Origin of the sequence: Candidatus Filomicrobium marinum, from assembly GCF_000981545.1 — a bacterium.
Classification (GTDB): domain Bacteria; phylum Pseudomonadota; class Alphaproteobacteria; order Rhizobiales; family Hyphomicrobiaceae; genus Filomicrobium; species Filomicrobium insigne.
This window is the reverse complement of the sequence record NZ_LN829119.1, coordinates 3,188,504-3,212,448: the sequence shown is the minus strand read 5'-3', so window position 1 is coordinate 3,212,448 and position 23,945 is coordinate 3,188,504. Positions and strand designations below refer to the sequence as shown.

Below are 23,945 nucleotides of genomic sequence, written 5' to 3'. Positions count from 1 at the left end.
AGTGGCCTCGATGAGACCACAGCGCGCCAATATGGGAACCCGAAACAGCGTAACAACCGGCGTGACACGCGAAGCGCTCGAAGGGGCGCTGAGCGCCAACGGGGTCTGCCGTGTCGTATGGTGTGAGGCTGGCGGGGTCAATCATGGGCGGCTCCTTGCCGTGTGCACGTTACATGCGCGCCGCGCAGGCGGGCAAGCTTCGCACTTGAATTGACGCAACTTGACACAATTCAGGCGCCCACCTAAATTAACGCAAGTTGGGTTAATTTGGAGGCGATATGGTCGAGGACAAGCCGTACAGGCTGAGCGACATAGCCGATGCTCTCGGCATCCCACTGACCCGCGTGCGGACCATGCGGGCGCGCGGGCACACCGGAATGTGGGACAGCGGCGTAGATGAAAGCGCAGACGACTTCGGACGGGGATGGCGCACTTATAGCTTCACCGACGCTGTGGCGTTTGCGTGCGTGCTGGAACTGATTGAGCGCGGCGTGGCTGCCGATGTGGCGGGAAGCGTTATCGGCAACTGCCGGGGCTGGCTTGCCGGGCATCATGCCGACGCTCCGGCTCTGGCGGACACCTGGATTGGCGTGGTTCATCTGAACGGTTCAGCCGGTCACGTTGGCGGGCATCTGGCGCAGGTGCTTGCCAGCGTCGAGCAACAGGTGGGCCGCGATATCCGCGACACAAAAGGCGGTGGCGGCTCGGCGGTCTTCCTGGTGAACGCCAGCAACCACGCGCGCCGCGTCAGGGAGGCGCTTGCTAGTGCCGATTGACACTTCACTCAAGCCGCCGAAGCGGTCGCCAGTTCCCGAGCCCGAAATGCTGACGCGCTTCGCGCCGTCAGCAGGCTCCAAATCATGGAACCACAAGAGCCGGACGCTGCGCGCCACCATCGCAGCCGGAGCGGGCGTGGAGCGGTACGACTATGAGGGTCGGTACCTTGAACTGCTCGACCCGTCAGGGGTCGAGCTTTCGGCGCACATGCCTGTCCTAAACGCGCACCGCGCTGGCGACCTTTCAGACGTACTCGGAGCGGTCGTTAGCGTTGATCGTAAGGGCGAGAACCTGGACGCCGTTCTGCGCTTGTCAAAGCGCCAGGAGGTTGACGCAATCGCCGTCGACATCGCGGACGGCATCGTGACCGGCGTGAGCATTGGATACTTGGTCATAGCCTGGACCGAGGCCACCGACGAAGACGGCAACCGCACTAAGACGGCGACCAAGTGGCGATTGCTGGAGGTCAGCATAGTGCCGATCCCCGCAGACGACGCCGCACGCATCAGAGGAAGAAACATCATGAGCACCACGACAACGACTAGCGAAGCCCCCGAACGGGACGAGCGCGCGGAACGCAAGCGCCTGACCACCATTCGGGAGTTGGGCGAGCACTTTGGCCAGCGGGCGTTCGCGGCAGAACACGAGATCGCGGGCACGTCCGTAGAAGATTTTCGGGCGGCGCTCATCGACCGTCTGGCTGACGAGCAGCAGCGGCAGGCCCCGACGCAGTCTGTGGTTGCCTTGTCGCCTTACACGGGGATGTCAGGCGGTTCTGCCAGCCTGCACGATCCGGCATTCCGCACTGAGGCGATGGGCGAGGCCATCGCTGTGCGCGCATTGCCCGGCCTGGAGCCGTCACCGGCTGCCCGCCAGTTTGTCGGCCTGGCACTTCCGGAGCTGGCGCGGGAGCACTTGCGGCTCGCAGGTGAAGACGTGCGCGGTCTCACTCCGGCGCAGGTGGTCACGCGGTCGCTTGGCGGGTTGCATTCGACAAGTGACTTCTCATATGCGCTTTCGAGCGCCGTTGGGCGCGTGCTGCGTAAGACGTATGAGGAAGCGCCAAGCGGGCTCAAGCCGCTTGCCCGACGCTTGGAGCTGGCCGATTTCCGCGCCCGAACCGTGGTCGGCTTGTCCGGGATGAGCGCTCTGGAGAAGGTCGGTGAACATGGCGAGTTTAAGCGCGGAACGATTTCGGATAGCGGCGAAAAGATCGCGGTAGAGCCCTTCGGAAAGATATTCGGCGTGACGCGACAGGTGCTCGTAAACGATGATCTCGGTTGGGTGGCTGACATTCCGCGCAAGCTCGGCGTTGCCGCTGCTCAGTTCGAGGCCAAACAGTTGGCAGCCCTGCTGACGAGCAACCTCGTGATGGGGGATGGCAAGCCGGTCTTTCACTCTGACCACGGCAACGTCGCGGCAGCCGGTGCGGCTCTATCCGAAACTACGCTCAGCGCTGCCCGTCTCGCGATGCGCAAGCAGGTTGACGAGGCTGGCGAGTTGATTGGTATCGGCCCTCGGTATCTCATTGTCGGCCCTGAACTTGAAACCGATGCGGAGAAGCTGATGGCAGCCATCACGGCGACGGACACGTCTGACGTTCAGCCGATCCGATTGACGGTTGCGGTTGAGCCAAGGCTTACGGGTAAGCAATGGTTCGTTGCCGCCGATCCCGCCTCCATCGACGGCATCGCCTACGCGCACTTGGCCAACGAACCCGGCCCGCAGCTCACATACCGCAACGGGTTCGACGTTGATGGGGTCGAGTTCAAAGTCCGGCTCGACTTTGGCTGCGCGTTCCTTGACTGGAGGTCTTGGTACAAGAACCCCGGCCAAGCCTAGCCATCGGCTTCCGCGCTCGTTGGCGAATTGCGAGCGAGGGGTCGGGTGCGGCGGGTGTGGTCACTTCTCCGGACCTCCGCCGCCCGTCGCACCCATCCCATAGAACGGCCCGCCATGCGCGGGCCGTTTGCGTTTGTCCCGCCCGTGGCCGTACTAATCGGAGGCGTGAGACAAACACGGGGGGCAACATGGCGGAATTCGCGGCGGCACTTGTGGGTGCTGTGGTGGGCGGCAGCATCGCCCTTATCGGAGTGCAACTTCAAATCCGTCATCAGGCTCGTATGGAGGACGAGCGCCGCTTCCGCGACAGCTTGGAGCGGCTCTATGAAGTTCTCAGCAATGCATATGACCGGGCAACAATGCTGCTCCAAAGCATCGATGCAGGCAGGTCACTGATCGACAGCAGGGAGATCGCCCAATTCGACATCGGGCTGATGCACATGATCGTCAGCTATTATGTGCCAGAGCTAAAGAAGGAGGCTGCCGAGATCGAGCGGGGGTTAGAGGGTATGCTAAGTGCGTGGGGCAAGCGGGATATGTGGACCGACGACCTGGATGCGGCAAGAAGGGAAGCCCTTTTCCGTGAAGGTTGCGAGGCCGGAGGCCGCGCTCAGGAGGCCATAAAAAGGGCAAGGGAAAAGCTGGGCGAGATCGTCCCGCCATACAATCGGCTGCGGTCCTGACCATGCCGAGCGGATGCGATCTAGCTCCCGCAAGCCGGGCGGGTCGGCGCTGGGCTCTGCCCGCCGTTCACCTATCCTGTGTCCCGTCCTTTTTGCAGGTGATCCAGGGTAACAAATTGGGGTACATTCTGGGTAACAGTTGCCCTACAACATTCGATAAAGCTCAACAAAAACAATTGCATATATGGTAGTTCCATTGCCCCCCGGTCTACCAAAGCGCTTTTTTCAAAACATCGGAAAAGTTTGGACCTTTAGCTTTGCGGGAGACGCGAAGGCATGTTGTTGGAGAACTGGCTGGCTTTTTCGGCGGCTTCAGCGCTTATGCTTGCGATTCCAGGACCGACAGTGCTGCTCGTCGTTACCTACGCTCTCACGCATGGGCGAAAGCCGGGGGCTGCGATTGTGGCAGGTGTTGCTCTTGGCGATCTCACGGCCATGACGGCTTCGATGCTGGGCCTTGGTGTGATGCTGGCCACGTCCGCCACGCTCTTCACCATTTTACGCTGGGTCGGTGGGCTGTACCTCATTTATCTCGGCATCAAGCTGTGGCGTTCTCCGGTTTATGTGTCAGAGGAGGTTGAGGCGCCGAAGATCAGTCTTGGCCGGATGTTCATCCACTCCTATACGGTGACAGCGCTCAATCCGAAGAGCATTGTTTTCTTTGTGGCGTTTGTCCCGCAGTTCATCGTTGCGAGCGATCCTTTCCTCCCGCAGTTGCTGATTATGGAGGCTACGTTTGTCACGTTGGCTGCGCTGAACGCTGCTTTGTTTGCGCTGTTGGCAGCGTCTGCTCGTACAACCTTACGAAGCCCTACAGTAAAGCGGACAGTCAATCGCATGGGGGGTGGGCTCTTGGTGGGTGCCGGGATTATGGCCGCGGGTTACCGCAAGGCCGCTTAGGATCCACCGCCCCGGGAACGGTTTGCGAAAATAATTGATTTGGGTGGCCCCGCTACCTCAAAGGGAAACGAAAGCGATAGCGGGGCCGAGGCGCACGACTAGGATGCGCTGGGAGCGTCAATCGGCTGGCTGCAGCCGATCGACTCGCCGTAGCTTAAGAAATTGGCTGGGGCTGGGTCCAATTCATCAGTTCTAATACTATGTAGCCAATATCCATTGCGCTGCGTTGTCCGACCCGAATGTCCCGACTTTGTGGCTTTTCGCGTAAGGGAGTTGAAACATGGTGTCCGCAGCTGACCGCGCAAAAATCATTCGTCCTGGCCAAACATATGTCGGTCAGCAAGGTTTTACCTATCAGGCTGGCGTGTCGCGGGGCACGGTGGGTGAGACGAGTGTTTGTATGAATGTGCTTCCCATGCCGCCAGGTGCGAAGGCCAAGGCGCATTATCACAAAGACATAGATACGATCGCGTATCTGTTGGAAGGGCGCTGTTCCGTCTATTACGGCGATCAATTTGAACATCGCGTGGAGATGGTGCAGGGCGAGCAAATGTTTATGCCGCGGGATGTTCCGCACGCTCCCGTCAACGACAGTGGCGCGCCGTGCACTTGGATCGTTGTCCACTCTTCCGGAGATGATCAGGACGACATCATCATGACACCGCATCTTGATGCGCTGTTGCCAAAATTTTGAGATGCGCATCATTTGCCGATGTTCACTCGGAGCTGTCTGACTTCGGTGTGTTGTTCAAAGTGTCTTTCACGTAAAGCTCTGTGACTAAGAAATACGCGATGAGACCGAGAGGGCCGGCGACGAGAACGCCGACGGGGCCAAATAGCAGGCCGAGGGCAAGTATGCCAAAGAGGACCACAAAAGGCGGGATGTTCGCGACCTGCTGTTGAACCAGCGGTGTGATGATGAAGGACTCGAGTTGCTGAACGGCAAGAAACAGAACCGCAGTCCAAACCGCCATTTCCCAACTGACGCTTAAGGCGATGAGAAGTGCCGGGACGGCGCCAATCCAGGGACCAATGATTGGGATGAATTCCGTCAGTCCGGCAAAAAAGCCAACAGCTAGCGGGGCGGGGAGTCCGATTGCCCAGGCCCCCACCCCTGACAATAGCCCGACGAGCCCCATCGAAATAAGCTGTGCGCGCAGCCAAAGCTGCAGGACGCGTCCGCATTCACGCAACGCCGAATCTGCCTGACTTTGGCGATCCTTGGGGACTAGCAGCACGATACCGCGCCGATATGTTGTGGGATCGAAAGCTAAAAACATTCCTCCGACAATTACCAAAGCCAAGCTGACCAATCCGTTGAGGAGAAGGCTTCCGGCGGACATTATCTTGTCGGTTACGGAACGAACCGCCCCCATCACATCAGGGATTCCGTTTCTTAGCCCACTTGGGCGGGAGGCGGCGTTCGTCGATCCGCCCTCATTGGGAAGAAGTTGTTCGGCCTTTACGCCGAGCCGCTCTTCGACTTGTTCTAATGCGGCGGGCAGCTTCTGTCGTAATTCCCCGAATTGATTGTACAGTTGCGTACCGATCAAGACGGAGAAAAGTCCGATAAATGTGAGAAGCACCAAGCCGCTTATCGGTACCGACCATCGGCGGCTAAGAGATGTGAATTTTTCAATCGGGTGAGCTATCGCCAACAGTACGACTGCAAATACGACCGATGCGAAAGCAAGAAGGAGAGCTGCACGGATCTGCCAAAGAGCGAGAGCTGCCGCTACGACCAGTGCGCCAACAGAAAACACGATCAGAGCCCAGCGGGCGGTGCCCATGGCTGAGTCGTGATTATTTCGTGTCATGTGGTATCGGACTTTCGAGAATGTCTTTCATTGCTATGACGATGTGCGGCGAGGTTCTTACGTAACAGCTCAATCGGGTTTTAGGTGAGAACGTGTCTGCCGAACACGAACTAAGCGCGTCAGAAGCGAGTGACTTGGTGCGTTGGCTTGACCGGCTCGAACAGCCGTTCCGTAGGGGAACCGATGTAATCGGCCAAGGTTCCATGCTTGATTAGGGCCTTGCTCGATTTGCTTGTTTCAACCCAGGCTGATGTCAATTTTTTTGTACTGGCCCTTTTTCCGTCGTGTTCAGCTGGCAGCGGTTTTCCAGCCGGACACGGATGGCCGGTGATGGGTGCTGGGGCACCAGTTTTTGTTGGGGGATTTTTGAAGTGGTATGGAAGGGTGGTAGGCGTACGGCGCACCGCGCGCAGGAGGATTCACTCGAGCAGGCGACACGGGGACGTTTGAGTGATGGAGGGTTATGGGCAACGCTGATTTCAGCGTTCGCGTTGGCCTTTTCCGGTTATAGTTTTTATGAATCCGTGCTGCGTTCGCCCGAACTGAGCGTGTATGTCCCGCCCCGGATCGAATATACGGATCCAGATTCTCCCGACAGTCCGTTTGAAGTTTTTGTGCTGCCGTTGACGGTCCTAAACGACGGGGCGCGAACCGGAACCGTCCTTTCAATTGATCTCGAAGTGACGAACCCTCGGCGGAATGAGGTTAAGCGTTTTTATGCCGCGCGCACGGGAACCTGGGGAACTCAACCGTTTCAGCCTTTTGCACCCGTGTCCCTGGAAGGCAAGGGTTCGTCTTCGCAAGCGCTGCAGTTTTTTCCGCGCTCGGGCGAACGGGTGGCGCGCATTCTTGATCTAGAGGCTGGCACCTATTCTTTTCGGTTGGTTCTCAATACGGCGACAACGTCGTCGTATCGTTTTCTTGAGCCAAAGACCAACCCGCTCGAGTTCGAGATGCAGATTGATCAACTCGACTACCGGAATTTTTCCGGTGCCGGGACAATGGCAATGTGGGCTGCAGATTACCGTCCTATCTCGTCGGGGAATTAGACTTCGCAACGATTTGCGATCAGTTATTTAAAAGTTTAAACCGCTCGGGTTCATACAATATGCGAAAGTGTTGCGTGTTTCCGCGCGCTTTACTGTTTTCGTTGCCGTCTCGTTTTTTGATGGGATTCGTCGCGTGTTCATAATGATCTTTACTGCCCGTTAAAGGCTCTCGTTTAACCAAAGCATCATGGTGGATTGGGGAGCTGATTAAATGTCCTCAAAGGTATGATGCCGCTCCACTATGCCGTGAAAGCCGGTATGTCCCAGTCGTTTTTTCCTCTCGAGTTTTAGGGGCAGTAAGTAAATGAACAGCATCAATACCAACTTCGCGGCAATGACCGCTCTGCAATCCCTCAATCAGACCAACAAGAGCATGATCGAGACGCAGTCGCGCATCTCGACAGGCTTTCGCGTTGGCCAAGCTTCTGACAACGCTGCATACTGGTCCATGGCCACCACCATGCGTTCCGACAACAAGTCGCTGTCAGCTGTCTCCGACGCGCTCGGTCTTGGCGCAGCGACGGTCGACGTCGCTTATGTCGCCATGGAAAAATCCATCGACGTCATGACGGACCTGCAGAAGAAGCTGGTTCTTGCCCGTCAGCCAGGTGCTGATCGCGCGAAGATCCAGACGGAAATCGATGAGCTGCAGAACCAGCTCCGGTCGATTGCAAGCTCAGCTTCATTCACGGGTGAGAATTGGCTGGACGTTGATACCACGGCAGGCTCCGGCTACACGGCAAGTGAGGAGGTCGTTGCGTCCTTCTCGCGGAGCGGCGGTAGTGTCTCGGTCAGCACGATCTCTATCGACGTTTCATCGACTTTCCTGTTCAACCAGAACGGAGCTGCAACCGCCGACGCACGTGGCATCCTCGCTTCGAATCGCGTTGCTGCGACGGGGGCGATTGGTGCTGCCGGCACGATCGTTATCGCCAGCACAGACGGCACGGCCGAGATGGATATCTCGGGTGCTGCAGTCACGGATGCAAACATCGACGAGTTCATCACGGCCGTCGATCAGGCCATGCAGGAAATGACGGATGCTGCAACGAACCTTGGTGCCGCCAAGAGTCGTATCGATCTGCAGTCTGAGTTCGTCTCGGCTCTGAGCGATGCCATCGATCGTGGTATCTCGACGCTTGTTGACGCTGACATGAACGAAGAGTCCACGCGTATGCAGGCACTGCAGGTTCAGCAGCAGCTTGGCATCCAGGCTCTGTCGCTGGCCAACCAGAACAGCCAGAACATTCTGTCGCTGTTCCGCTAAGCCTAGTTAGCGTACTCTCTTTCTGTACGCGCATGACGGCCGTGCTCATCCGAGCGCGGCCGTTATTGTTTTGTTGAAGGGGATCATTTGCTCCGCACGCTATATTGAAGATGTGAGTCCTGTAACGTCCGCGCTGGTGAGAAACGCAAAGAGCATGGTGCCTAGGTTCATATTGCACGCCGACGATATCGGCCTCAGCCGGGGGATTACCCGGTCTATCGTTGCGGCGATCGACGAGGGAGGTGTGCGTTCCGTCAGTCTCATTTGCAATGGGCTCGCGTTTGATGAGGCGATTGACGCTTTGGCCGTCCGGCCGCACGTTCGGGTGAGCCTGCATCTTAATCTTCTCGAAGGTCAGCCTTTAAGTGCGGCCGGGGAGGTTCCATTGCTCGTCGACGGCGAAGGTGCGTTATCGACAACGTTTCAGGATCTCGTTCGTCAGTGGATTGCGGGGGATCTGGTCAAGAAGCAGGCGCTCAGCGAACAGATAAAACGAGAATTTACGGCTCAGCTTGTTCGAGGGGGCGCGGCTTTAGCGGCTCTCCACCGGCCGGTGGATCAACTTCGCATCGACAGCCATACCCACATCCATGCTTTGGGGTTTGTTCTCGATGCCGTTCTCGCCTCTCGCTCGGCGGTGGACGTTGGTTATGTGCGCGTTCCGCGGGAGCCGTGGCATCTGTCCCCTGGTGTCGACAATCTGAAGACGACGCTGGGTCTCAATACCGTCAAGTGGGGCGTGCTCAATCGCTTGGCGGGTTCTATGACTGGAAAATTGCAGGCTGCGGATATCCGATTTAACCCAGCCTTCCTTGGAGTGTTGCATACTGGAGCGATGACGGTTCCCGCAATTGAAGCGGGTGTTGCTGCAAGCCTCAGGTCATTGCAGCGGGCTGCTGGCGATCACGGTGAAGAGGCGGTGGAAGTTTTGCTTCATCCCGGTAAGGCTACCGCCGCAGAAGAGGATAAGTGGCGTCGGCGTCCCGAGTTGCGGGCCTATTACCGGTCTCCGCACCGAGATCTGGAGGCGCAAACGGCACGCGAACTCGTACGCTCCGAGGTGTTTGCAGCTTACTTCGAGGGCTCCTGAGTGAGGGGTAACGCCCTTACCAGTAATTTTTTCCAACACGATTTGCGGGTTTCCTGAGGAACAGCGCCTGCCTCACGCGCTGCCTAGGTTTGAGCCATCGGGTTCAAACAGGGCGGAAGGCGTCATGATCGTTCAGCAGGATACCTACAAAATAAAAGGTGGCCGGATCGGTGTGCTCCTCGTCCATGGTCTGTGTGGCAGCCCGACCGAGATGCGTTATGTCGCCAATGGAATGGCACGTCAGGGTTACACGGTCCATTGCCCGCGACTGGCGGGGCATGGCGGCAGTGTTGAGGATCTGAAGGCAACCAGCTGGCAGGATTGGTACAAGAGCGTAGAAGACGCGCTTTTCGAACTTTCCCAGAATTGCGACAGAGTATTTGTCGGAGGCCTTTCGACGGGTGCTGTTCTCGGTCTTCTGCTGGCAGCCCGCCACCCTGATAAGGTTCACGGATTGACGCTGTTTTCACCGACGCTCTGGGTGAATGGCTGGCTCATCCCTTGGTATATGCGCTTGTTTAAGCTTGTCCGATCCAAGCGCATCGCAAACCTCATCAAGTTTCCAGACCTTCACCCGCACGGGATCAAAGACGACCGTATCCGGCAGTTCGTAGTTCGTGCGCTGGTAGACGGCGAAACGGGGACATCAGGCCTGCGCAACACGCCTGGCTGCGCGGTTCTGGAGCATCGCCGCCTTGTTTCGGCAGTGAAACGCGAAGTCCGCAAAATTCAACAACCCGCTCTTATTCTTCATCCGCGCGAAGACGACTACGCGCATCTAAACAATGCCTGGTATCTCCAGAGCAAGCTTGCGGGACCGGTCGAAGTGACCGTGCTGGAGGATAGCTACCACATCGTTACGGTCGATCGGCAGCGCGACGTTGTTGTTGAAAGATCTACGGCATTCATCGCTCGTCTCGTGGGAGACGCCGCTGAGGAGCGGGAGAGTACAGTGACACGCTTCAAGGTTTCTGTCGCAGCGTGAAGTCTTTGTCAGCTTTCAAGAAATAATTCGATTTCTGTATCTGTCGGAACAGCGGGTTCGACTGGTCAAGGGCACATTGCTTGGCAGGACATGAAGTTTTGCAGCGTTGGAACGCAATGAAAATTGATAGGGCGCTGGGCCGTCAGAAGGAGCTCGTCATGAATAAGTTTTCGACCGGGATTATAGGGGGTGCGTTTGCCGTCTTGGCGATCACTTCGAGTATTTCGCCGGTGCACGCCGGAGGTGGTGTGCGTCTCAATTTTGGTGGTCCGCTTGGTGTATTCAACGCGCATTCAAATGGTGCTCATTACAAATCAAGCTCTTCTCATCACACGCGCAACTTCAGTCACAAGCGCAAGAATGACATTGCGGCGCGTAAGGCGGCTGCGCGGCATGCGCAGATTACCGAGGCTAAAGAACGTGAGGCGAAACGCCGGAGGGCGGCACGGCTAAAGGCTGAAGAGCGTGCACGGAAGCTCGTCGCCGCACAGCGGGAAGACCAGAAGGTTGAGGTCGTTAGAGCTGAAGTTGCAACTGTGAAGGCGGCAGAGGTGCAAAAGGCCGTTCCCGTCAAAGCTTCAGCTGTTACCGGGGCTACTGCGCTTATTCCTGTCGTTGCGATCGACAACAATAGCCAAAGCGACACCGTGCACCTGAAGACTATTGATGTTCGGACGGAGTCCCCAAAAGCGGAGATTGCGGACACACAGGTCGCGCACGTTCCTCCTCCTGAGCAAAGCATCAATAAAGAGCTGACGTGCAAGAAATTTGTGCCGAGTGCTGGCCTAACAATCAATGTGCCTTGCGGAATCCATAAAACTTGTGGTGGTTGGCGCTGCGTTATCGGAACAACGGACGAAGCTGCCATTTTCATTAATCAAGATAGTGCGCGCGGAAATAAAAGCCCGTATTGATTAGGCGCGGCTGGTCTGCGGAGACGGGGAAGGACCGACTAACATGACAGCGAGCAAGGATATAAGTGAGACGGGTGGTGGGATGATTGCCCCGGCCGGTAATAGCAAACGTCTCCGGATGGCCCCGAAGCTGGCTTACCGAAACCTTTTCCATGATCGTTTGAGCTTGTTTGTTACGCTTGTCGGCATCGTCTTTTCTGTCGTCCTGCTCGCATTCCAATCAGGGATTTATCTCGGGATTGAACGTACGATTGCTGCTGTTATCGATCAGACGGAAGGAGAGCTCTGGGTCGTACCGATTGGGACGAAGAGCGTCGATGATCCATCGCTGCTGCCGGGCCGTGAAAGTTATGCGGTACTCTCAGTTCCGGGCGTAGCAAGTGTTGAAACATTGGTTATGGGTTTCTCCCGCTGGCGAAAGCGTAACGGCGGAGCGACGACGGTTTTGCTTGTCGGGTCGGATTGGACGCAGGGGGGATTTCGGCCCTGGAATGTCATTGAGGGGAGCGTGGAAGAACTGGCCGCTCCGAAGGCTGTTGCGGTCGACAAGACCTATTTTAAAGACCTCGATGTCACAGGGCTCGGCGATCCGGCAGAAATAAATGGTCAGACCGTCACCGTCGGCGCTGTGACAAAAGGCATCCGCTCCTTCACGACCATGCCTTATGTGTTTACAACCCTGGGCCGGGCCCAATCGATGCTGCGGGCCAATCAAGAACAGGGCGCCTACACGTTGGTGAAAGTTGAGCCGGATGCTGACATCGCGACGGTGCAGGCCCGGATACAGGAGCGTCTTCCTGATGTTGAGGTTCTCACGCGTGGAGAGTTTCGTTCGCGGAGTATCAATTATTGGCTGTTTCACACGGCCGCGGGGTCTGGGCTTATTGCAGGTACGGCGCTGGCATTGATCGTGGGCATCGTTATTGTCGCACAAACGCTTTATTCCAGCACCAAGGATCACATCAACGAATTTGCTACGTTGCGGGCACTTGGAGCTTCATCGCGTTATATCATTCAGGTCATTCTCCTGCAGGCCTTGTTCAGCGCTGTTGTGGGGTATGCCTTGGGCATGAGCCTGACGCTTGCAATATTTGCTGCGGCAAAGGGGACGACCCTCAATGTGGTAATGACACCGGGCCTCGCGCTGTTGTTGTTCCTCGTCACAATCGGCATGTGCACGATTGCTGCTGTTTCAGCGATCTTCAAGGTCACACGCATTGATCCGGCGGGGGTTTTCAGCCGCTAGGCTTCTTTTCCCCAGTGCGGCATCGTCGTCGCTTTGGTGTTGCGCTGGGAACTGCGGAAATTGCGGCATATCGAGATACTGACGTCGATTGCTACGAAATAAAAAGTATCCATCAGGAAGGACGATATGAACGATTTCAGTACGAGCGCTTCGGTTACCGAACCGCTGCTCGTTGCCCGTCAAATTAAAAAGGTTTTTGGTACCGGTGCGGGTGAAGTGCAGGTTCTCAAAGGGATCGATCTCGACTTGAAGCCTGGAGAGCTGACATTGCTCATGGGGCCCTCGGGTAGTGGTAAAACGACATTGCTGTCGATCCTCGGATGTATTCTGACGCAAAACTCCGGAGAGTTAGAGATTGCCGGGCGTAACACGACCGGCATGTCTCCCGAGGAGATGGCTGACTTGCGGCGTCACCACATCGGCTTTGTATTTCAATCCTATAATCTTTTTCCGACGCTTACGGCATTGGAAAACGTGATGCTGGCCCTCGACGTGCGCGATCAGCTTCCGGCCGACGCACCACAGAGAGCTGCGTCAGCGCTTAATGCCGTCGGGTTATCACATCGCATCAATACTTATCCGAGCAAACTGTCGGGTGGTGAGAAGCAACGCGTCGCGATAGCCCGTGCGCTTGCCGGTTCGCCCTCCGTGATTTTAGCCGATGAGCCCACCGCCGCGTTGGATTCTGAGAACGGACAAGCGGTTATGGCGTTACTCGCGGAAGTTTCCCGGGATACGAGCCGCGCTGTACTTGCCGTTACGCACGACCACCGGACGCTGAAATATGCCGATCGCATTATTCGTATCGAGGATGGTTTCATCGTTGGCGATGAACGGCCTTCGCAGGGTGAAATTGTAAATCATAACTCTGTAGGGGAGCACGCTGCTGCTGCGGCGAATGGGAGCCATGACCATGTTTAAGATCATAGGTGGAATCGCGGCGTTGGGCCTGGCAGCTTTCGCCGGCTATTGGGCGAGCAATCAGTATGGGGGGGTGACGGCTTCTCCCGCTCCTGTCGCGGCTTCGGCAAAAGTTGCGTGGGTCGCAGCTGCTCCCGGACGCGTAGAACCTAAAGGTGGCGAGGTTGGAGTTGGCACAGCCATCATCGGCCGGGTTACAGAAGTGTCCATCAAGGTCAACGACGATGTGGAAGAAGGCCAGCTTCTCATCAAATTGGATGATGCGGAGGCCCGGGCACGCCTTGCTGCTGCGGAAACACAGGCGGATGTCCGCGAAAAAGCACGTGACGACCAGCAACTCAATTCCAACCGCAGAGATGTGCGGGATGCCGAGGATGAGGTCTACCGTGCGGAACGGGCTGTAACGGGTGCCAGGATCGAACTCGATTATGCGTTGAACGGGAAGCGTGACGGCAGCGTGAATGATCAGACGCTGGAGAATGCGCGGCGCCGTCTGCGTGAGGCGGAAGATCGCGTCCAGCGTGCTCGCGTTAAGGTCGCTCAGGCGCAGGCGGATTCGAAACTCCCTGCACCCAGCCAAGCGGAAGCTGCCGTCAGTGAGGCTCGTGCGCAAGTCGCTATCGCGGAAGCTTTACTCGATAAAACTCGTATTCGTGCCCCTCAATCTGGACGCGTACTTCAGTTGAAGGCGAAAACCGGTGAGATGGTGGCGCCCTCGCCAAGTGTGCCTCTAATTGTGATTGGCGACATGTCGGTCCTTCAGGTCACCGCTGAAGTTGACGAAGCGGATGTCTCTAAGATCTCGGTCGGTCAGGATGCCTACGTGAAGAGTGTCAGCTATCCCGGTCAGGAGTTTTCCGGAAAGGTCGTGAAGCTTGCCCCGGCGCTGTCCAACCCAGGTATTACGCAGCGTGGCCCACGGCGTCCGACGGATGTTGAGGTGTTGGAAGTTACGCTCGAATTCGCTGGGGACGTGCCGTTGTTGCCTGGCATGCGGGTAGATGCCTTTTTTCGTGAAAAATAAAACGGAAGGAACACCGGTCAGGGTGTTTCGTACGCGGATTGCATCTTTGAAATAATGCGTTTCTAGATAAAACGAAGTTACACTATGCCCACCAAACCCGCCCTTCGTGGCGGGTTTTTTGTTTCTTTGTTTTTCGTTGTCGCGCAAGGAACAGCGCACCTCCACAAAAACCCGCACCTTTACAGACATACCGAGCGATGTCGCGACGGTGCGCGGCGCACGGACGTTTTCTTAAGTAGGAAGTTGCAGACATGTACGGTCACATCACGAAGTTTGATGAAAGATTGCAGGTCGGGGTTATCGCGACCAACGACGGACGGAAATTCCGTTTCAACAAGGATCAGGTCGTCAATCAAAACGGTCGCCTCGTCGGTCATGAAGTTGATTTCCTGGTTTATGGCGTGTGCCCTCTCGACATCATTCTGCTGACGGGGTCTCCGTGGCAGGTCTTTCAGCACGCATAGTCACATTCCAACTGGCTCTTTATTGGACAATCAGGAGAGGCATTCATGACGGCCGCGCCCACGTCGAACATGGATTTGAGTGATGTGCCACGGGCCGCGTCTGCCGATCTTTGGCTGCTGATCCAGATCATGGTTGAGTGTGAACATGGATTACTGTTCCTGCGCGGCGTGACCGACGTGGATCGCGCGAAAATTGAAGATCGCTTCTGGAATGATTTTGAGGGCGGCACTGAGCGTGGTGTTGTGGCGCTGATGCGTTTTTGGTGTCTCGTAGATATCTTTCAATCGCGTCGGTTGCGAGCGCTTCTAATGGCGCGCGGCTACGACATTTTTTATCCTGCAGTGGTGGCTGCAGCTCGGCTGCGGCTCAACCTTCATTGGGGCTTTAATCCGCAGCGCTTGATTTGGGCGCTAGCAACGGAGCGTCCCGCTTATTCAAGTACCCTGCGTTTAGGAATTGAAGCTTCGCAGATGGGAATGGCGGCTTGAGTCATTCATTGCTCTGTTGTTTTTAGTGCTTGTTAAAACTGTGATTTTTCCGCTGTCGAAATAGATGGTAGATTAGGGCTCCCCCTTTTTGTGGGGACGTTGTGTGGCGGTTGGGAAAGTCCCCAAATTGGATTTGATGATCAGCGGTTGATTGGAGAAAATCTTGCCCGCGTTACGGCGGGAACAGCGCGCAAGAGGTTGGGAGTATAATTTGGAAATCATCAAGGGCTCGACGGGCAAACCCCGTTGGATGACTAGGAGAGCAGGACGATGACGATTTCCAGATCAACTTCGATGGGTCTTTTTGCGGTCGCGACGATGATTGCTGTTGCTTCGTTGATTTCTGCAACGCCTGCGGATGCGCGCGGCCGTACCTTCTATTCGCAGGATTATAAGTTCAATAAGCCGATGCATGGCTTCGATGGTCGAGCGGCTGGTGGGTACTACTGTTCCTATCAACGGTTGCCGAACCGTGTTTGCTCCATCGTGAACGGCGAAGAGAAATGCAAGGTCAAAGGCTGGACGTTGCGCCAGTATTGTTACTGAGGTCCGTTTATTGAATAAGGCGCGGGAGTGGTCAGTTATATTGGGCCAAATTTACTTCGCGTACGCGGACCAAAGTAGGACCCCGAGGTAATGCCTCGGGGTCTTTATTTTGGCGGCTAGGACGGTGTTAGTCCGAACTCAATGTGTTTAGAAATGCGATAAGCGCCCGGCGTTCGGTCGCGGTCAGGTTCAGGTCCTGAACGATGTTTCGCGAGAGAGAAGGCCTTTCGGTGAAGCCCCCGTTGTAATGCTTGATGACGTCTTCCAGTGTGGTCTTTGATCCGTCGTGCATGTAAGGCGCGGAGTAACGCAATTCGCGAAGGCTTGGCGTCTTAAAGGATGTCTGGCTCGCGGTGTCGTCGGACTGATGGTCGGTGCTGCCAGCGGATGCGGGTAGTCCTATATCGTGGAGCCGGTCGTCGGTGAATCTCCAGCTGCCATGGCAGGCTACGCATCCTGCACGTCCGACAAATAGCGCAAAGCCTTGCTGTTCGAAGGTGCTCAGGGCGTTGGCTTCACCTGCGATAAATCGGTCAAAGCGAGTCACAGGCGAGATTAACGTGCGCTCATAGGCTGCGAGCGCTTCGACAATATGGTCCGGCGTTACTGGATCGGTTGTGGTCGTTTGAGGAAAAGCCCTTTCAAACAGCTCAGTGATTGCTGAATCAGCTTTGAGCCGCGCGGTGATCTCCGGCCAGTTGCCCGCCATTTCAAGCGCATTGAGGATAGGGCCGGAGGCCTGCTCTTCAAGGGATTGCGCACGGCCGTCCCAGAAAAACCGCTTGGCCCAAGCCAGGTTTTGCAGACTGGGGACGTTGCGCGTGAGGTCCTTGCCATCGCGTCCAGGGCCGCGCGCTTTTCCGTTGCTGTAGCCGAGGTCGGCTTGGTGGCACGTGGCACAATTGCGATCTTGGGGGCCGGAGAGGCGGGTGTCATGGAAGAGCAATTTTCCCAATTCCACCTTCGCCGAGGTTGAGGGGGTATTCGGCGGCGTGGGAATTGTTTTGGGTCTTGTGAAGATATTTCGCCAAGCGGCCATCAGAACCGGCTTGTCTGCCGGAGCGGCCTGAATTGGGGCGAGACTGTATGACGCCGACCCGACGACGAGCAGGGCCAGGATGCAGCGGACTTTTGCAGAGTGTATGGACACGCCGGTGCGTATCAAGCGCGCTCGCATTGCGTTCAGTCGTCCTCCGGCGCGGCGCAGCAGTCGCGATACTGATGTGTCCTGCCCTTGCGGTCGGTGATTTCGTAGCTTTGGTCTTGTCCGTTCCCGCGAATGTAACCGGGACCGATCGGGACTTTGCCGTATCCGCCTGGGATGTCGAGAATGTAGGTCGGCATCGCGAGGCCCGACAAACGCTGACGCAGTTCCCCGACGATCTCTTGTCCTCGCGCGATAGGCAGGCGGAAGTGTGTGGTGCCAGGGGCCAAATCCGGATGATGCAGATAGTAGGGCTTGATCCGCATTTCGACAAAGGTCCGCATCAATGTCTCGAGCGTATCTGCGTCGTCGTTGACGCCTTTCAGCAAGACGCTCTGGCTAATCATGACGACGCCGGCGTCGATGAGACTCGCACATGCAGCGCGTGCGGTATTGGTTAGTTCTCGGGGATGATTGGCATGGAGTGCGATGTAGACGGATTTCTCCGGCGAACGTAGTGCCTGAACCATTGCGGTATCTATGCGGTCCGGATCGACGACGGGCACGCGTGAGTGCCAGCGGATGACGCGTACGTGGGGAATGCCAGTGAGTCGTTGCGTGATTTCCCGGACGCGTCGTGGCGGCAGAACTAACGGGTCGCCGCCTGTCAGGATGACTTCCCAGATCTCGGGATGCTGCGCGATGTACCCGATTGCCTTTTCGAGTTCGCTGCTCGTGAGTTGGCCGTTATGACCGGGGCCGATGGTTTCGCGTCGAAAGCAAAAGCGGCAATAGACTGGGCAGACGCTTACCGGTTTCAGTAGGCAGCGGTCGGCGTAGCGATGCACGATGCCCTTGATTGGGGCATAGGTGTCGTCGCCAATGGGGTCGTCTTGCTCCTCGGGATGCCGATCGAGTTCCGCCATGCTCGGTACGAATTGTGCGGCGATCGGGTCCTTATGCCCGGCAGTAGGATCGATCAACGTTGCGATCGTTGGAGTAATGGCGAGCGCATAGTGTTGCGTCAGCCGTTCAAGGTCATCGTGCTGATCTGGAGGTGTAAGACCGGCAACGATCAACTGGCCCACTGTCTTGATCGGTTGGTCGGTCGTGCTCATTGTGGGAGGGGTGTCCAGATAACCTGATCGATGCGTTGTGCACCGGTTGCCAGCATCACTACACGGTCGAAGCCCAGCGCGCAGCCGGATGCTGGTGGCATGGTTTCGAGGGCTGCCAGAAAATCTTCGTCGATTGGGTAGCGTTCATTGTAGATGCGCTCTTTGTCATCCATAGCCGCACGGAAACGCGCGCGTTGTTCAGCAGGGTTGGTGAGTTCGCCAAAGCCATTCGCAAGTTCGACGCCGCAAACATAGAGCTCGAAACGCTCCGCTAGCCTCTCGTTGTCGGGTTTGCGTTGTGCCAGTGCGGCTTCGCACGCGGGATAGTCCGTCAGCAGTACGGGGTGGTCCATTCCCAATTGCGGTTCCACCTTAGCCGTCAGCACGCGCGAAAATATATCGGACCAAGTGTCGTCCTCCGCGCAAGCGATCCCAATGGCGGTTGCGGCGCGATAGAGCGCGTCACGGTCGGTCGTCGTGGCATCAAATGTCGTTTGCAGGTTGATGCCAGCGTGTCGCAAGAAAGCCTCGCAGACGCTGAGGTTCTCTGGTTCGGCTAACGGATTACATGTGCGTCCGCGCCATTGAATCGTCTCTAGACCGGTTGTTTTTGCCGCGATTCGGAGGATTTCGATGCAATCGGCCATAACGCGTTTGAAGGGTTCGTCCGCTCGATACCATTCCAACATCGTGAATTCAGGGTGGTGCAGGGAGCCCCGCTCGCGATTTCGGAACACGGGTGCGAAGGTAAATATGTTGCGTTCTCCCGCAGCGAGCAGTTTTTTGCAGGCAAACTCGGGGCTTGTGTGTAGATAGTAGTCGCCAATACCGAGATCGGTACCAATAAGCTCGGTCCGGAATGCGTGCAGATGGGTCTCGTTGCCGGGGGAAATCTGCAGGCAGGCGGTGTCCACCTCAACGAAATCCTGCTCGTGGAACCAGTTGCGTACTAAGCGCTTGATCTTGTTGCGCGCGAGAAGGATTGGGCGTCGATCGGTGTGGTAGGCGGGACGCCACCAGGGTGTTGAGGGGGACATGGGCAGGTTCTTTGAGGTGCGAAGATCGCGCTTAGGGTCGGCGCACTTGGCCTGGGGCGTGTGAACAGGTAGAAACCGGCGATCCGGTATCAATTCAAGCGGCCCGACCGCTGCGGAGCCCGTAAGCCCGCGCGTCCAGGGGCGAACAACAATGGAGACTGATGTGCCTAAGATTATCGCAAGCTCGGTGCGCAAAGGCAACGTGCTCGATCTCGACGGGAAGCTTGCTGTCGTGATGAACGCGGAAAATATTCATCCGGGCAAGGGAACTCCCGTTACGCATCTCGAAATGCGCCGCATCGCGGATGGCGTCAAAATTGTTGAGCGGTACCGGACGACGGACCAGGTTGAGCGCGCTTTTGTTGAGGAGATCGACTACAACTACCTCTTCGAAGACGAGAGTGGGTATACGTTCATGCACCCTGAAACCTACGATCAAATCGTAGTGCCGAAGGATGTCATCGGAGATCAGGCCGTCTGGCTTGACGAGAACATGACCTGCACGATCTCGCTGCATGAAGGTAATCCGATTGCCATCGAACTGCCGCAGCGCGTCACGTTTGAAATTGTTGAGGCCGATCCTGTCGTAAAAGGTCAGACAGCATCTTCGTCATATAAGCCGGCCGTACTTTCTAACGGTGCCCGCATTATGGTTCCGCCACACATTGGAAGCGGTACGCGCGTCGTTGTCATGACGGCGGACGGCTCCTACGTCGAGCGTGCCAAGGACTGATCTCAAGATAATAGCGATGAAGCGCGAGTTTTCGATCTTGCGCTTAAGTAACTTCTAGCGGCGCACAGATTCGCCGCTGGACTTACCTGCTTTCATTTGTGGTTACCCACGGTTTGAGTAGGTGCATCGCTGGGTCAGGCGGGCCGCCGGCACCTTTAGCCAAACGCTTTTCGACGTCGATCACGCGAGAGCATGTCCAAACCGCCATCCAAAGGGTGATCAAGACGATCGGCGCGGCGAGGACTTCGGTCACGACCAATGGAAGCCCGAAGGATGCGGAAAATCCGATCAGAAGGCCCATCGTGAGCATGATGAAGGTGGTGACCACGAGGAGGCTTACCGATAACCCTGTGACCCAGAGACCAAGAGTTGACACTGAGCCGCGTTGGGTGACGGTTCCAGACTGGCGAACGGCGGAATCGGTGCTCATGGGGCGAAATTGTCCAGTTCAGGGGCTCGGGTGGTGGCACAGTGGCCGACGGGCGGCAAGATGGTCTGCCGTTAGGATTGCGTCAAGTGGCCTGTCTGGCGACTTGCGCGCAGCCCTGGGAGGGGTTCGAGCATATTCCAGCTTTATAAATTCTACGTTCTTATGTGGCTCCCGATGGATGGTGCGTAGGGGCCGTTCGGGCTGCTTTAGAACGTTTTAGAGCTTTGCGTTGGTTCTAGAAACTCGTTGCATGCTTGATCTGATAGATCTCCATGATACGGCTGCCCCGATGGGGGCCGTCGCAAACGAATTTCCATTGCCCGTCTGTGAATGTATCGCAGATCTTGACCCCCTTGATCAAAATCCAGTGACCCTCTTTGCCGCGATTTATGGCGAGAAGGTAATGCACCCAGGCGTTCCGTGGCTTTTGCATCCATTGCCACAGAGTTGGCCGCTCCTTCCGCGGCAAGTGCTCGAACGAATGGCCCAACTTCATCTCGTAGCCGAGCGCTGAAGCAGCTGCTGCAACCTCAGCCGCGTCTGTGCCTTTTATAGGGGCATCAGGCGGCAGCCCCCTGAACCGATTGACCTCTTCTTCCACGCGGCTAATCGGGAAGCCTGTGAGCGCGGAAAGAACGAAGGGACCGCAATATGCCGTGCGACCTGTGTCGTTCTTGACGTTGTTGAGGCTGGAGGTCATACGAGCACTGAGCGCGTCTCCTGCCATTTGCGGGGCCTCCTCGGGCCGATTGGATAGTTAAGCTGATCGAATGGTTAAGCAAATCTTGACGCGCGATGGTTGATGATTGGTTAATGTTCAGAGATCTGGCTGAGATAAGCCGTTGCAGTTAGCCTTGTGACAACGGATCGAGACTGACGATAGGAGAGGTCAGCCCATGAATGTTTCGTTTTTGCAGGAACTGCTCAACACGGTCGCCGAGCAAGGCCGCTCTCTCTTGCCTAAATCTCTCTTCCGGGAGGATCCCGACCGTGGCCTGCAAGCGCTCGTGCAAGCGTTGGTGTCCGAACGTGGTGAAGCTTCAGGCGTCGCCATCGCACGCCAGCTTCTGCACCATTATAAACTTCTGAAAGCAAAGGAGCGCGAAGCGTTTTTCCGCTATATCGCGCATACGTTGACCCCAGAAAGTTCGCGCGTTGCCGACGCTGCCCGCGCTTACCTGGATAAACCGTCCCCAGGTTCTCTTCTGAATCTGCAGAAAGCGGTCGAGAGTCCGCGACAGGAATTCTTCCGGCGGCTCAATCTGGCGCCCGGAGCTACCGCTGACCTTGTCGCTATGCGGCGCGACCTGTTGGGTTTTCTGAAAAAGTATCCCGAACTGACGGTCGTCGATTCCGATCTGCGCCATCTTCTCTATTCCTGGTTTAATCGCGGATTTTTGGTGCTCCGCCGTATCGATTGGCAGACGTCGGCTTCAATCCTTGAGAAGATTATCGCTTACGAAGCGGTGCATGAGATCAAGGGCTGGGAGGATTTGCGACGTCGGCTTGATCCGGCGGATCGGCGTTGTTTTGCGTTCTTCCATCCATCGCTGATCGATGATCCGTTGATCTTTGTGGAAGTGGCGCTGATGCAGGACATCCCAGGCGCCATTGCTCCTGTCTTGCATGAGCCGGCAAAGTCCGAACCGATCGAAAATCCCACGACCGCAGTCTTCTATTCGATTTCGAACTGCCAAGAAGGCCTCAAGGGCGTTTCGTTTGGTAACTTCCTGATCAAGCAGGTGGTTGAAGAGCTGGTGCGGGAAGTGCCCAGTTTGAAAACGTTCGTGACGTTGTCACCGGTGCCGACTTTCGCGCGCTGGCTCGAGAAAGAGAGCCTGGATGCGGCTAGCGAAGTCGTCACGGAGGAGGATCGCGAGGTGCTTACGTCTCTCAAGCCTGCTTCCTGGGCTTCCTCCGAGCAGGAAAATGCAGAGCTGAAGGCTTCAGTCCTGGCGTTGGCCGCGGACTATTTTCTGCGGGCGAAGTCCGCTGACAACAAGCCGGTCGACCCGGTGGCGCGTTTCCATCTCGGTAACGGTGCCCGCCTGGAACGCATCAATTGGCTGGGCGATACCTCCGAAAAGGGTCTACGAGAGGCGCATGGGCTGATGGTCAATTACCGTTATGAACTCAAGGAAATTGAAAAGAATCATGAGGCTTATGCGAACGACGGCCCGGTAGCTTGTTCTCGTGCGGTAAAGGCTCTTCTGCGTTCGCCCTCAAAGACGAAGTCGTTTGTTAAAACCGTGGTTCAGCCTGAGCCTCCAAAGGCTTTGGCTCCACCTAAAAAGTCCCCTGAGGAAGACAAGATCGAAGCGCCTGCGATGCCGAAGGCCGAGTGACAGTCTTTTCGTTGCGAATATGAATATTGAGTCGACCTCGGCGCCATGCACTATGGGCTCTGCCAGCGTCGATAGAAAGGTCGGAGAAACAGATGCGCTACGATGAGCAGGACCGTCAGAGTTCCAACGTCGAAGACAGGCGCGGACGCGGTGGCGGCGGATTTCGTATGCCTGGTGGTAGACGTGGGATCCGCATCCCGATCGGTGGCCGTGGTGGTTTCAGCATCACGACGCTTTTGATCATCGGCGCGATCATGCTGCTCTTCGGTATCAATCCGCTGGAGCTGCTCACAGGGGGTGGCGGCAACGGGCGCATTAATTTCCCGGATATTCCGCAAATGCCGCAGACGCAGGACGTCAACCGACGGACCGCGGACCGCTCACCGTTAGATATTCCGGGACTGCCGGGCACTGAGCCCAAATCCGAAAGCAACGATGAAATGAAGGTTTTCATTTCACGGGTGCTGGCTGATACCGAAGATGTTTGGGCGCGGGTGTTCAAGTCTTTCGGCCGTCAATATCAAGATCCGCAGCTCGTCCTATTCAGCGGGGGCACGCAGACGGCTTGCGGAATGGGTATGTCCGCTATGGGGCCATTTTATTGCCCGTTGGATCAGAAGATCTACGTGGATCTGGCGTTTTATGACCAGCTCAAGCGCCGCTTCAATGCGCCGGGCGATTTTGCTCAGGCTTATGTGATCGCTCACGAAGTTGGACACCATGTGCAAACGCTCCTGGGGATCGCCGAAAAGGTTCAGCAGGCCAAGCGCGGCATGGGCGAGCGTGAATCCAATGCCCTACAAGTGCGGATGGAGCTTCAGGCGGACTGTCTCGCTGGCGTCTGGGCCAATCTCAACGATCAGTTGAAGAACCGTCTTGAGGCCGGCGATATCGAGGAAGGCTTGAATGCTGCGAGTCAGATCGGCGATGACATGATTCAGCGTCGGCAGCAGGGCTATGTTGTGCCCGATGCGTTTACGCATGGTTCCGCAGCGCAGCGCGTCCGCTGGTTCAAGACCGGCTTTAGCTCGGGCAAGATGCAAGCTTGCGATACGTTTGGCGCCTCTTCCGACAGTCTTTAATAAAGCTATCGGAAGCAGATGGGCGTGTAAGGATTAAAGGAT

The 23,945-nt window shown here is 56.7% G+C and carries 25 protein-coding genes; 19 read left to right on the top strand and 6 right to left on the bottom strand.

The window, feature by feature from the left end:
• The first annotated feature begins 278 nt into the window (after positions 1-278).
• From YBN1229_RS15015 to YBN1229_RS14995, 5 genes are all read left to right on the top strand, one after another.
• Positions 279-776, top strand: coding sequence for a hypothetical protein (locus YBN1229_RS15015; RefSeq protein ID WP_046478478.1), 498 nt, complete (start codon positions 279-281; stop codon positions 774-776).
• On the top strand, positions 766-2,619 hold the full coding sequence (locus tag YBN1229_RS15010; RefSeq protein ID WP_052743981.1) for a prohead protease/major capsid protein fusion protein: 1,854 nt from the start codon (positions 766-768) through the stop codon (positions 2,617-2,619). Before YBN1229_RS15015 ends, YBN1229_RS15010 begins: the two co-directional genes overlap by 11 nt.
• Positions 2,620-2,807: 188 nt before the next feature.
• Entirely contained in the window at positions 2,808-3,302 is a 495-nt protein-coding gene (locus YBN1229_RS15005; protein WP_046478479.1) for a hypothetical protein, read from the top strand.
• 276 nt (positions 3,303-3,578) lie between these two features.
• Positions 3,579-4,202 (top strand): LysE family translocator, encoded by a 624-nt coding sequence (locus YBN1229_RS15000; RefSeq protein WP_046478480.1) that lies wholly within the window; start codon positions 3,579-3,581, stop codon positions 4,200-4,202.
• Between the two features lie 280 nt (positions 4,203-4,482).
• A complete protein-coding gene (locus YBN1229_RS14995; protein WP_046478481.1) occupies positions 4,483-4,896 on the top strand; it encodes a cupin domain-containing protein in 414 nt (137 codons plus the stop codon).
• A 22-nt stretch (positions 4,897-4,918) separates the two neighbouring features.
• Here YBN1229_RS14995 and YBN1229_RS14990 read toward each other — a convergent pair whose 3' ends face one another.
• Entirely contained in the window at positions 4,919-6,019 is a 1,101-nt protein-coding gene (locus YBN1229_RS14990) for an AI-2E family transporter (RefSeq protein ID WP_082101161.1), read from the bottom strand.
• 371 nt (positions 6,020-6,390) lie between these two features.
• Here YBN1229_RS14990 and YBN1229_RS14985 point away from each other — a divergent pair, with 371 nt between their 5' ends.
• From YBN1229_RS14985 to YBN1229_RS14935, 11 genes are all read left to right on the top strand, one after another.
• Positions 6,391-7,068 carry a hypothetical protein gene (locus tag YBN1229_RS14985; protein ID WP_139165378.1) on the top strand — a complete coding sequence of 226 codons (678 nt, stop codon included), beginning with the start codon at positions 6,391-6,393 and terminating at the stop codon, positions 7,066-7,068.
• Positions 7,069-7,372: 304 nt separating this feature from the next.
• Positions 7,373-8,335 (top strand): flagellin, encoded by a 963-nt coding sequence (locus YBN1229_RS14980; protein WP_046478483.1) that lies wholly within the window; start codon positions 7,373-7,375, stop codon positions 8,333-8,335.
• A gap of 154 nt (positions 8,336-8,489) precedes the next feature.
• Positions 8,490-9,425: a carbohydrate deacetylase gene (locus tag YBN1229_RS14975; RefSeq protein ID WP_046478484.1), complete on the top strand. Its 936-nt coding sequence runs from the start codon at positions 8,490-8,492 to the stop codon at positions 9,423-9,425.
• A 124-nt stretch (positions 9,426-9,549) separates the two neighbouring features.
• Positions 9,550-10,410 carry an alpha/beta hydrolase gene (locus tag YBN1229_RS14970; protein WP_046478485.1) on the top strand — a complete coding sequence of 287 codons (861 nt, stop codon included), beginning with the start codon at positions 9,550-9,552 and terminating at the stop codon, positions 10,408-10,410.
• A gap of 158 nt (positions 10,411-10,568) precedes the next feature.
• Positions 10,569-11,324: a hypothetical protein gene (locus YBN1229_RS14965; RefSeq protein WP_152025000.1), complete on the top strand. Its 756-nt coding sequence runs from the start codon at positions 10,569-10,571 to the stop codon at positions 11,322-11,324.
• A gap of 43 nt (positions 11,325-11,367) precedes the next feature.
• Positions 11,368-12,570, top strand: coding sequence for an ABC transporter permease (locus YBN1229_RS14960; protein ID WP_342027552.1), 1,203 nt, complete (start codon positions 11,368-11,370; stop codon positions 12,568-12,570).
• A 126-nt stretch (positions 12,571-12,696) separates the two neighbouring features.
• Positions 12,697-13,491 carry an ABC transporter ATP-binding protein gene (locus YBN1229_RS14955; protein WP_046478487.1) on the top strand — a complete coding sequence of 265 codons (795 nt, stop codon included), beginning with the start codon at positions 12,697-12,699 and terminating at the stop codon, positions 13,489-13,491.
• Positions 13,484-14,515, top strand: a complete 1,032-nt coding sequence (locus tag YBN1229_RS14950) for an HlyD family secretion protein (RefSeq protein WP_046480388.1) — start codon at positions 13,484-13,486, stop codon at positions 14,513-14,515. Before YBN1229_RS14955 ends, YBN1229_RS14950 begins: the two co-directional genes overlap by 8 nt.
• Before the next feature lie 251 nt (positions 14,516-14,766).
• Positions 14,767-14,979, top strand: coding sequence for a hypothetical protein (locus tag YBN1229_RS14945; RefSeq protein ID WP_046478488.1), 213 nt, complete (start codon positions 14,767-14,769; stop codon positions 14,977-14,979).
• A 45-nt stretch (positions 14,980-15,024) separates the two neighbouring features.
• Positions 15,025-15,468 carry a hypothetical protein gene (locus YBN1229_RS14940; RefSeq protein ID WP_046478489.1) on the top strand — a complete coding sequence of 148 codons (444 nt, stop codon included), beginning with the start codon at positions 15,025-15,027 and terminating at the stop codon, positions 15,466-15,468.
• Positions 15,469-15,738: 270 nt separating this feature from the next.
• Positions 15,739-16,014, top strand: coding sequence for a hypothetical protein (locus YBN1229_RS14935; RefSeq protein ID WP_244464916.1), 276 nt, complete (start codon positions 15,739-15,741; stop codon positions 16,012-16,014).
• Positions 16,015-16,141: 127 nt separating this feature from the next.
• Here the strand turns inward: YBN1229_RS14935 and YBN1229_RS14930 are convergent, their stop codons facing one another.
• From YBN1229_RS14930 to epmA, 3 genes are read right to left on the bottom strand one after another with little or no spacing between them, the layout of a single operon-like run.
• Complete coding sequence (locus YBN1229_RS14930) at positions 16,142-17,191, bottom strand: cytochrome-c peroxidase (protein WP_052743979.1); 1,050 nt, start codon at positions 17,189-17,191, stop codon at positions 16,142-16,144.
• 5 nt (positions 17,192-17,196) lie between these two features.
• Complete coding sequence (locus tag YBN1229_RS14925; RefSeq protein ID WP_046478491.1) at positions 17,197-18,276, bottom strand: lysine-2,3-aminomutase-like protein; 1,080 nt, start codon at positions 18,274-18,276, stop codon at positions 17,197-17,199.
• Positions 18,273-19,313: an EF-P lysine aminoacylase EpmA gene (gene epmA, locus YBN1229_RS14920; RefSeq protein ID WP_046478492.1), complete on the bottom strand. Its 1,041-nt coding sequence runs from the start codon at positions 19,311-19,313 to the stop codon at positions 18,273-18,275. The genes YBN1229_RS14925 and epmA overlap by 4 nt, the downstream gene beginning before the upstream one ends.
• A gap of 163 nt (positions 19,314-19,476) precedes the next feature.
• On the opposite strand from epmA, the gene efp reads away from it, so the two are divergent.
• Positions 19,477-20,046 (top strand): elongation factor P, encoded by a 570-nt coding sequence (gene efp / locus YBN1229_RS14915; protein ID WP_046501069.1) that lies wholly within the window; start codon positions 19,477-19,479, stop codon positions 20,044-20,046.
• Positions 20,047-20,128: 82 nt separating this feature from the next.
• Here efp and YBN1229_RS14910 read toward each other — a convergent pair whose 3' ends face one another.
• Positions 20,129-20,476 carry a hypothetical protein gene (locus YBN1229_RS14910; protein ID WP_046478494.1) on the bottom strand — a complete coding sequence of 116 codons (348 nt, stop codon included), beginning with the start codon at positions 20,474-20,476 and terminating at the stop codon, positions 20,129-20,131.
• Between the two features lie 235 nt (positions 20,477-20,711).
• Positions 20,712-21,203, bottom strand: coding sequence for a hypothetical protein (locus YBN1229_RS14905; protein WP_046478495.1), 492 nt, complete (start codon positions 21,201-21,203; stop codon positions 20,712-20,714).
• 169 nt (positions 21,204-21,372) lie between these two features.
• On the opposite strand from YBN1229_RS14905, the gene YBN1229_RS14900 reads away from it, so the two are divergent.
• Both YBN1229_RS14900 and ypfJ read left to right on the top strand, forming a co-directional pair.
• On the top strand, positions 21,373-22,821 hold the full coding sequence (locus YBN1229_RS14900; protein ID WP_076605322.1) for a malonyl-CoA decarboxylase: 1,449 nt from the start codon (positions 21,373-21,375) through the stop codon (positions 22,819-22,821).
• Positions 22,822-22,913: 92 nt separating this feature from the next.
• The gene (ypfJ, locus tag YBN1229_RS14895) at positions 22,914-23,903 is read left to right on the top strand and encodes a KPN_02809 family neutral zinc metallopeptidase (RefSeq protein WP_046478496.1); all 990 of its coding nucleotides are present in this window, start codon (positions 22,914-22,916) and stop codon (positions 23,901-23,903) included.
• Positions 23,904-23,945: the final 42 nt, after the last annotated feature.

Excerpts from the sequence above, each read along its gene's own strand:
- YBN1229_RS15015 (WP_046478478.1), top strand. The coding sequence starts at position 279 with ATGGTCGAGGACAAGCCGTACAGGCTGAGCGACATAGCCGATGCTCTC.
- YBN1229_RS14965 (WP_152025000.1), top strand. The coding sequence starts at position 10,569 with ATGAATAAGTTTTCGACCGGGATTATAGGGGGTGCGTTTGCCGTCTTG.
- YBN1229_RS14940 (WP_046478489.1), top strand. The coding sequence starts at position 15,025 with ATGACGGCCGCGCCCACGTCGAACATGGATTTGAGTGATGTGCCACGG.
- YBN1229_RS15005 (WP_046478479.1), top strand. The coding sequence starts at position 2,808 with ATGGCGGAATTCGCGGCGGCACTTGTGGGTGCTGTGGTGGGCGGCAGC.
- YBN1229_RS15000 (WP_046478480.1), top strand. The coding sequence starts at position 3,579 with ATGTTGTTGGAGAACTGGCTGGCTTTTTCGGCGGCTTCAGCGCTTATG.
- YBN1229_RS14990 (WP_082101161.1), bottom strand. The coding sequence starts at position 6,019 with ATGACACGAAATAATCACGACTCAGCCATGGGCACCGCCCGCTGGGCT.
- YBN1229_RS14980 (WP_046478483.1), top strand. The coding sequence starts at position 7,373 with ATGAACAGCATCAATACCAACTTCGCGGCAATGACCGCTCTGCAATCC.
- YBN1229_RS14905 (WP_046478495.1), bottom strand. The coding sequence starts at position 21,203 with ATGGCAGGAGACGCGCTCAGTGCTCGTATGACCTCCAGCCTCAACAAC.
- ypfJ (WP_046478496.1), top strand. The coding sequence starts at position 22,914 with ATGCGCTACGATGAGCAGGACCGTCAGAGTTCCAACGTCGAAGACAGG.
- YBN1229_RS14970 (WP_046478485.1), top strand. The coding sequence starts at position 9,550 with ATGATCGTTCAGCAGGATACCTACAAAATAAAAGGTGGCCGGATCGGT.
- YBN1229_RS14935 (WP_244464916.1), top strand. The coding sequence starts at position 15,739 with ATGACGATTTCCAGATCAACTTCGATGGGTCTTTTTGCGGTCGCGACG.
- YBN1229_RS14950 (WP_046480388.1), top strand. The coding sequence starts at position 13,484 with ATGTTTAAGATCATAGGTGGAATCGCGGCGTTGGGCCTGGCAGCTTTC.
- YBN1229_RS14910 (WP_046478494.1), bottom strand. The coding sequence starts at position 20,476 with ATGAGCACCGATTCCGCCGTTCGCCAGTCTGGAACCGTCACCCAACGC.
- YBN1229_RS14955 (WP_046478487.1), top strand. The coding sequence starts at position 12,697 with ATGAACGATTTCAGTACGAGCGCTTCGGTTACCGAACCGCTGCTCGTT.
- YBN1229_RS14925 (WP_046478491.1), bottom strand. The coding sequence starts at position 18,276 with ATGAGCACGACCGACCAACCGATCAAGACAGTGGGCCAGTTGATCGTT.
- YBN1229_RS14960 (WP_342027552.1), top strand. The coding sequence starts at position 11,368 with ATGACAGCGAGCAAGGATATAAGTGAGACGGGTGGTGGGATGATTGCC.
- YBN1229_RS14945 (WP_046478488.1), top strand. The coding sequence starts at position 14,767 with ATGTACGGTCACATCACGAAGTTTGATGAAAGATTGCAGGTCGGGGTT.
- YBN1229_RS14995 (WP_046478481.1), top strand. The coding sequence starts at position 4,483 with ATGGTGTCCGCAGCTGACCGCGCAAAAATCATTCGTCCTGGCCAAACA.
- YBN1229_RS14900 (WP_076605322.1), top strand. The coding sequence starts at position 21,373 with ATGAATGTTTCGTTTTTGCAGGAACTGCTCAACACGGTCGCCGAGCAA.
- YBN1229_RS14975 (WP_046478484.1), top strand. The coding sequence starts at position 8,490 with ATGGTGCCTAGGTTCATATTGCACGCCGACGATATCGGCCTCAGCCGG.
- YBN1229_RS14930 (WP_052743979.1), bottom strand. The coding sequence starts at position 17,191 with ATGCGAGCGCGCTTGATACGCACCGGCGTGTCCATACACTCTGCAAAA.
- epmA (WP_046478492.1), bottom strand. The coding sequence starts at position 19,313 with ATGTCCCCCTCAACACCCTGGTGGCGTCCCGCCTACCACACCGATCGA.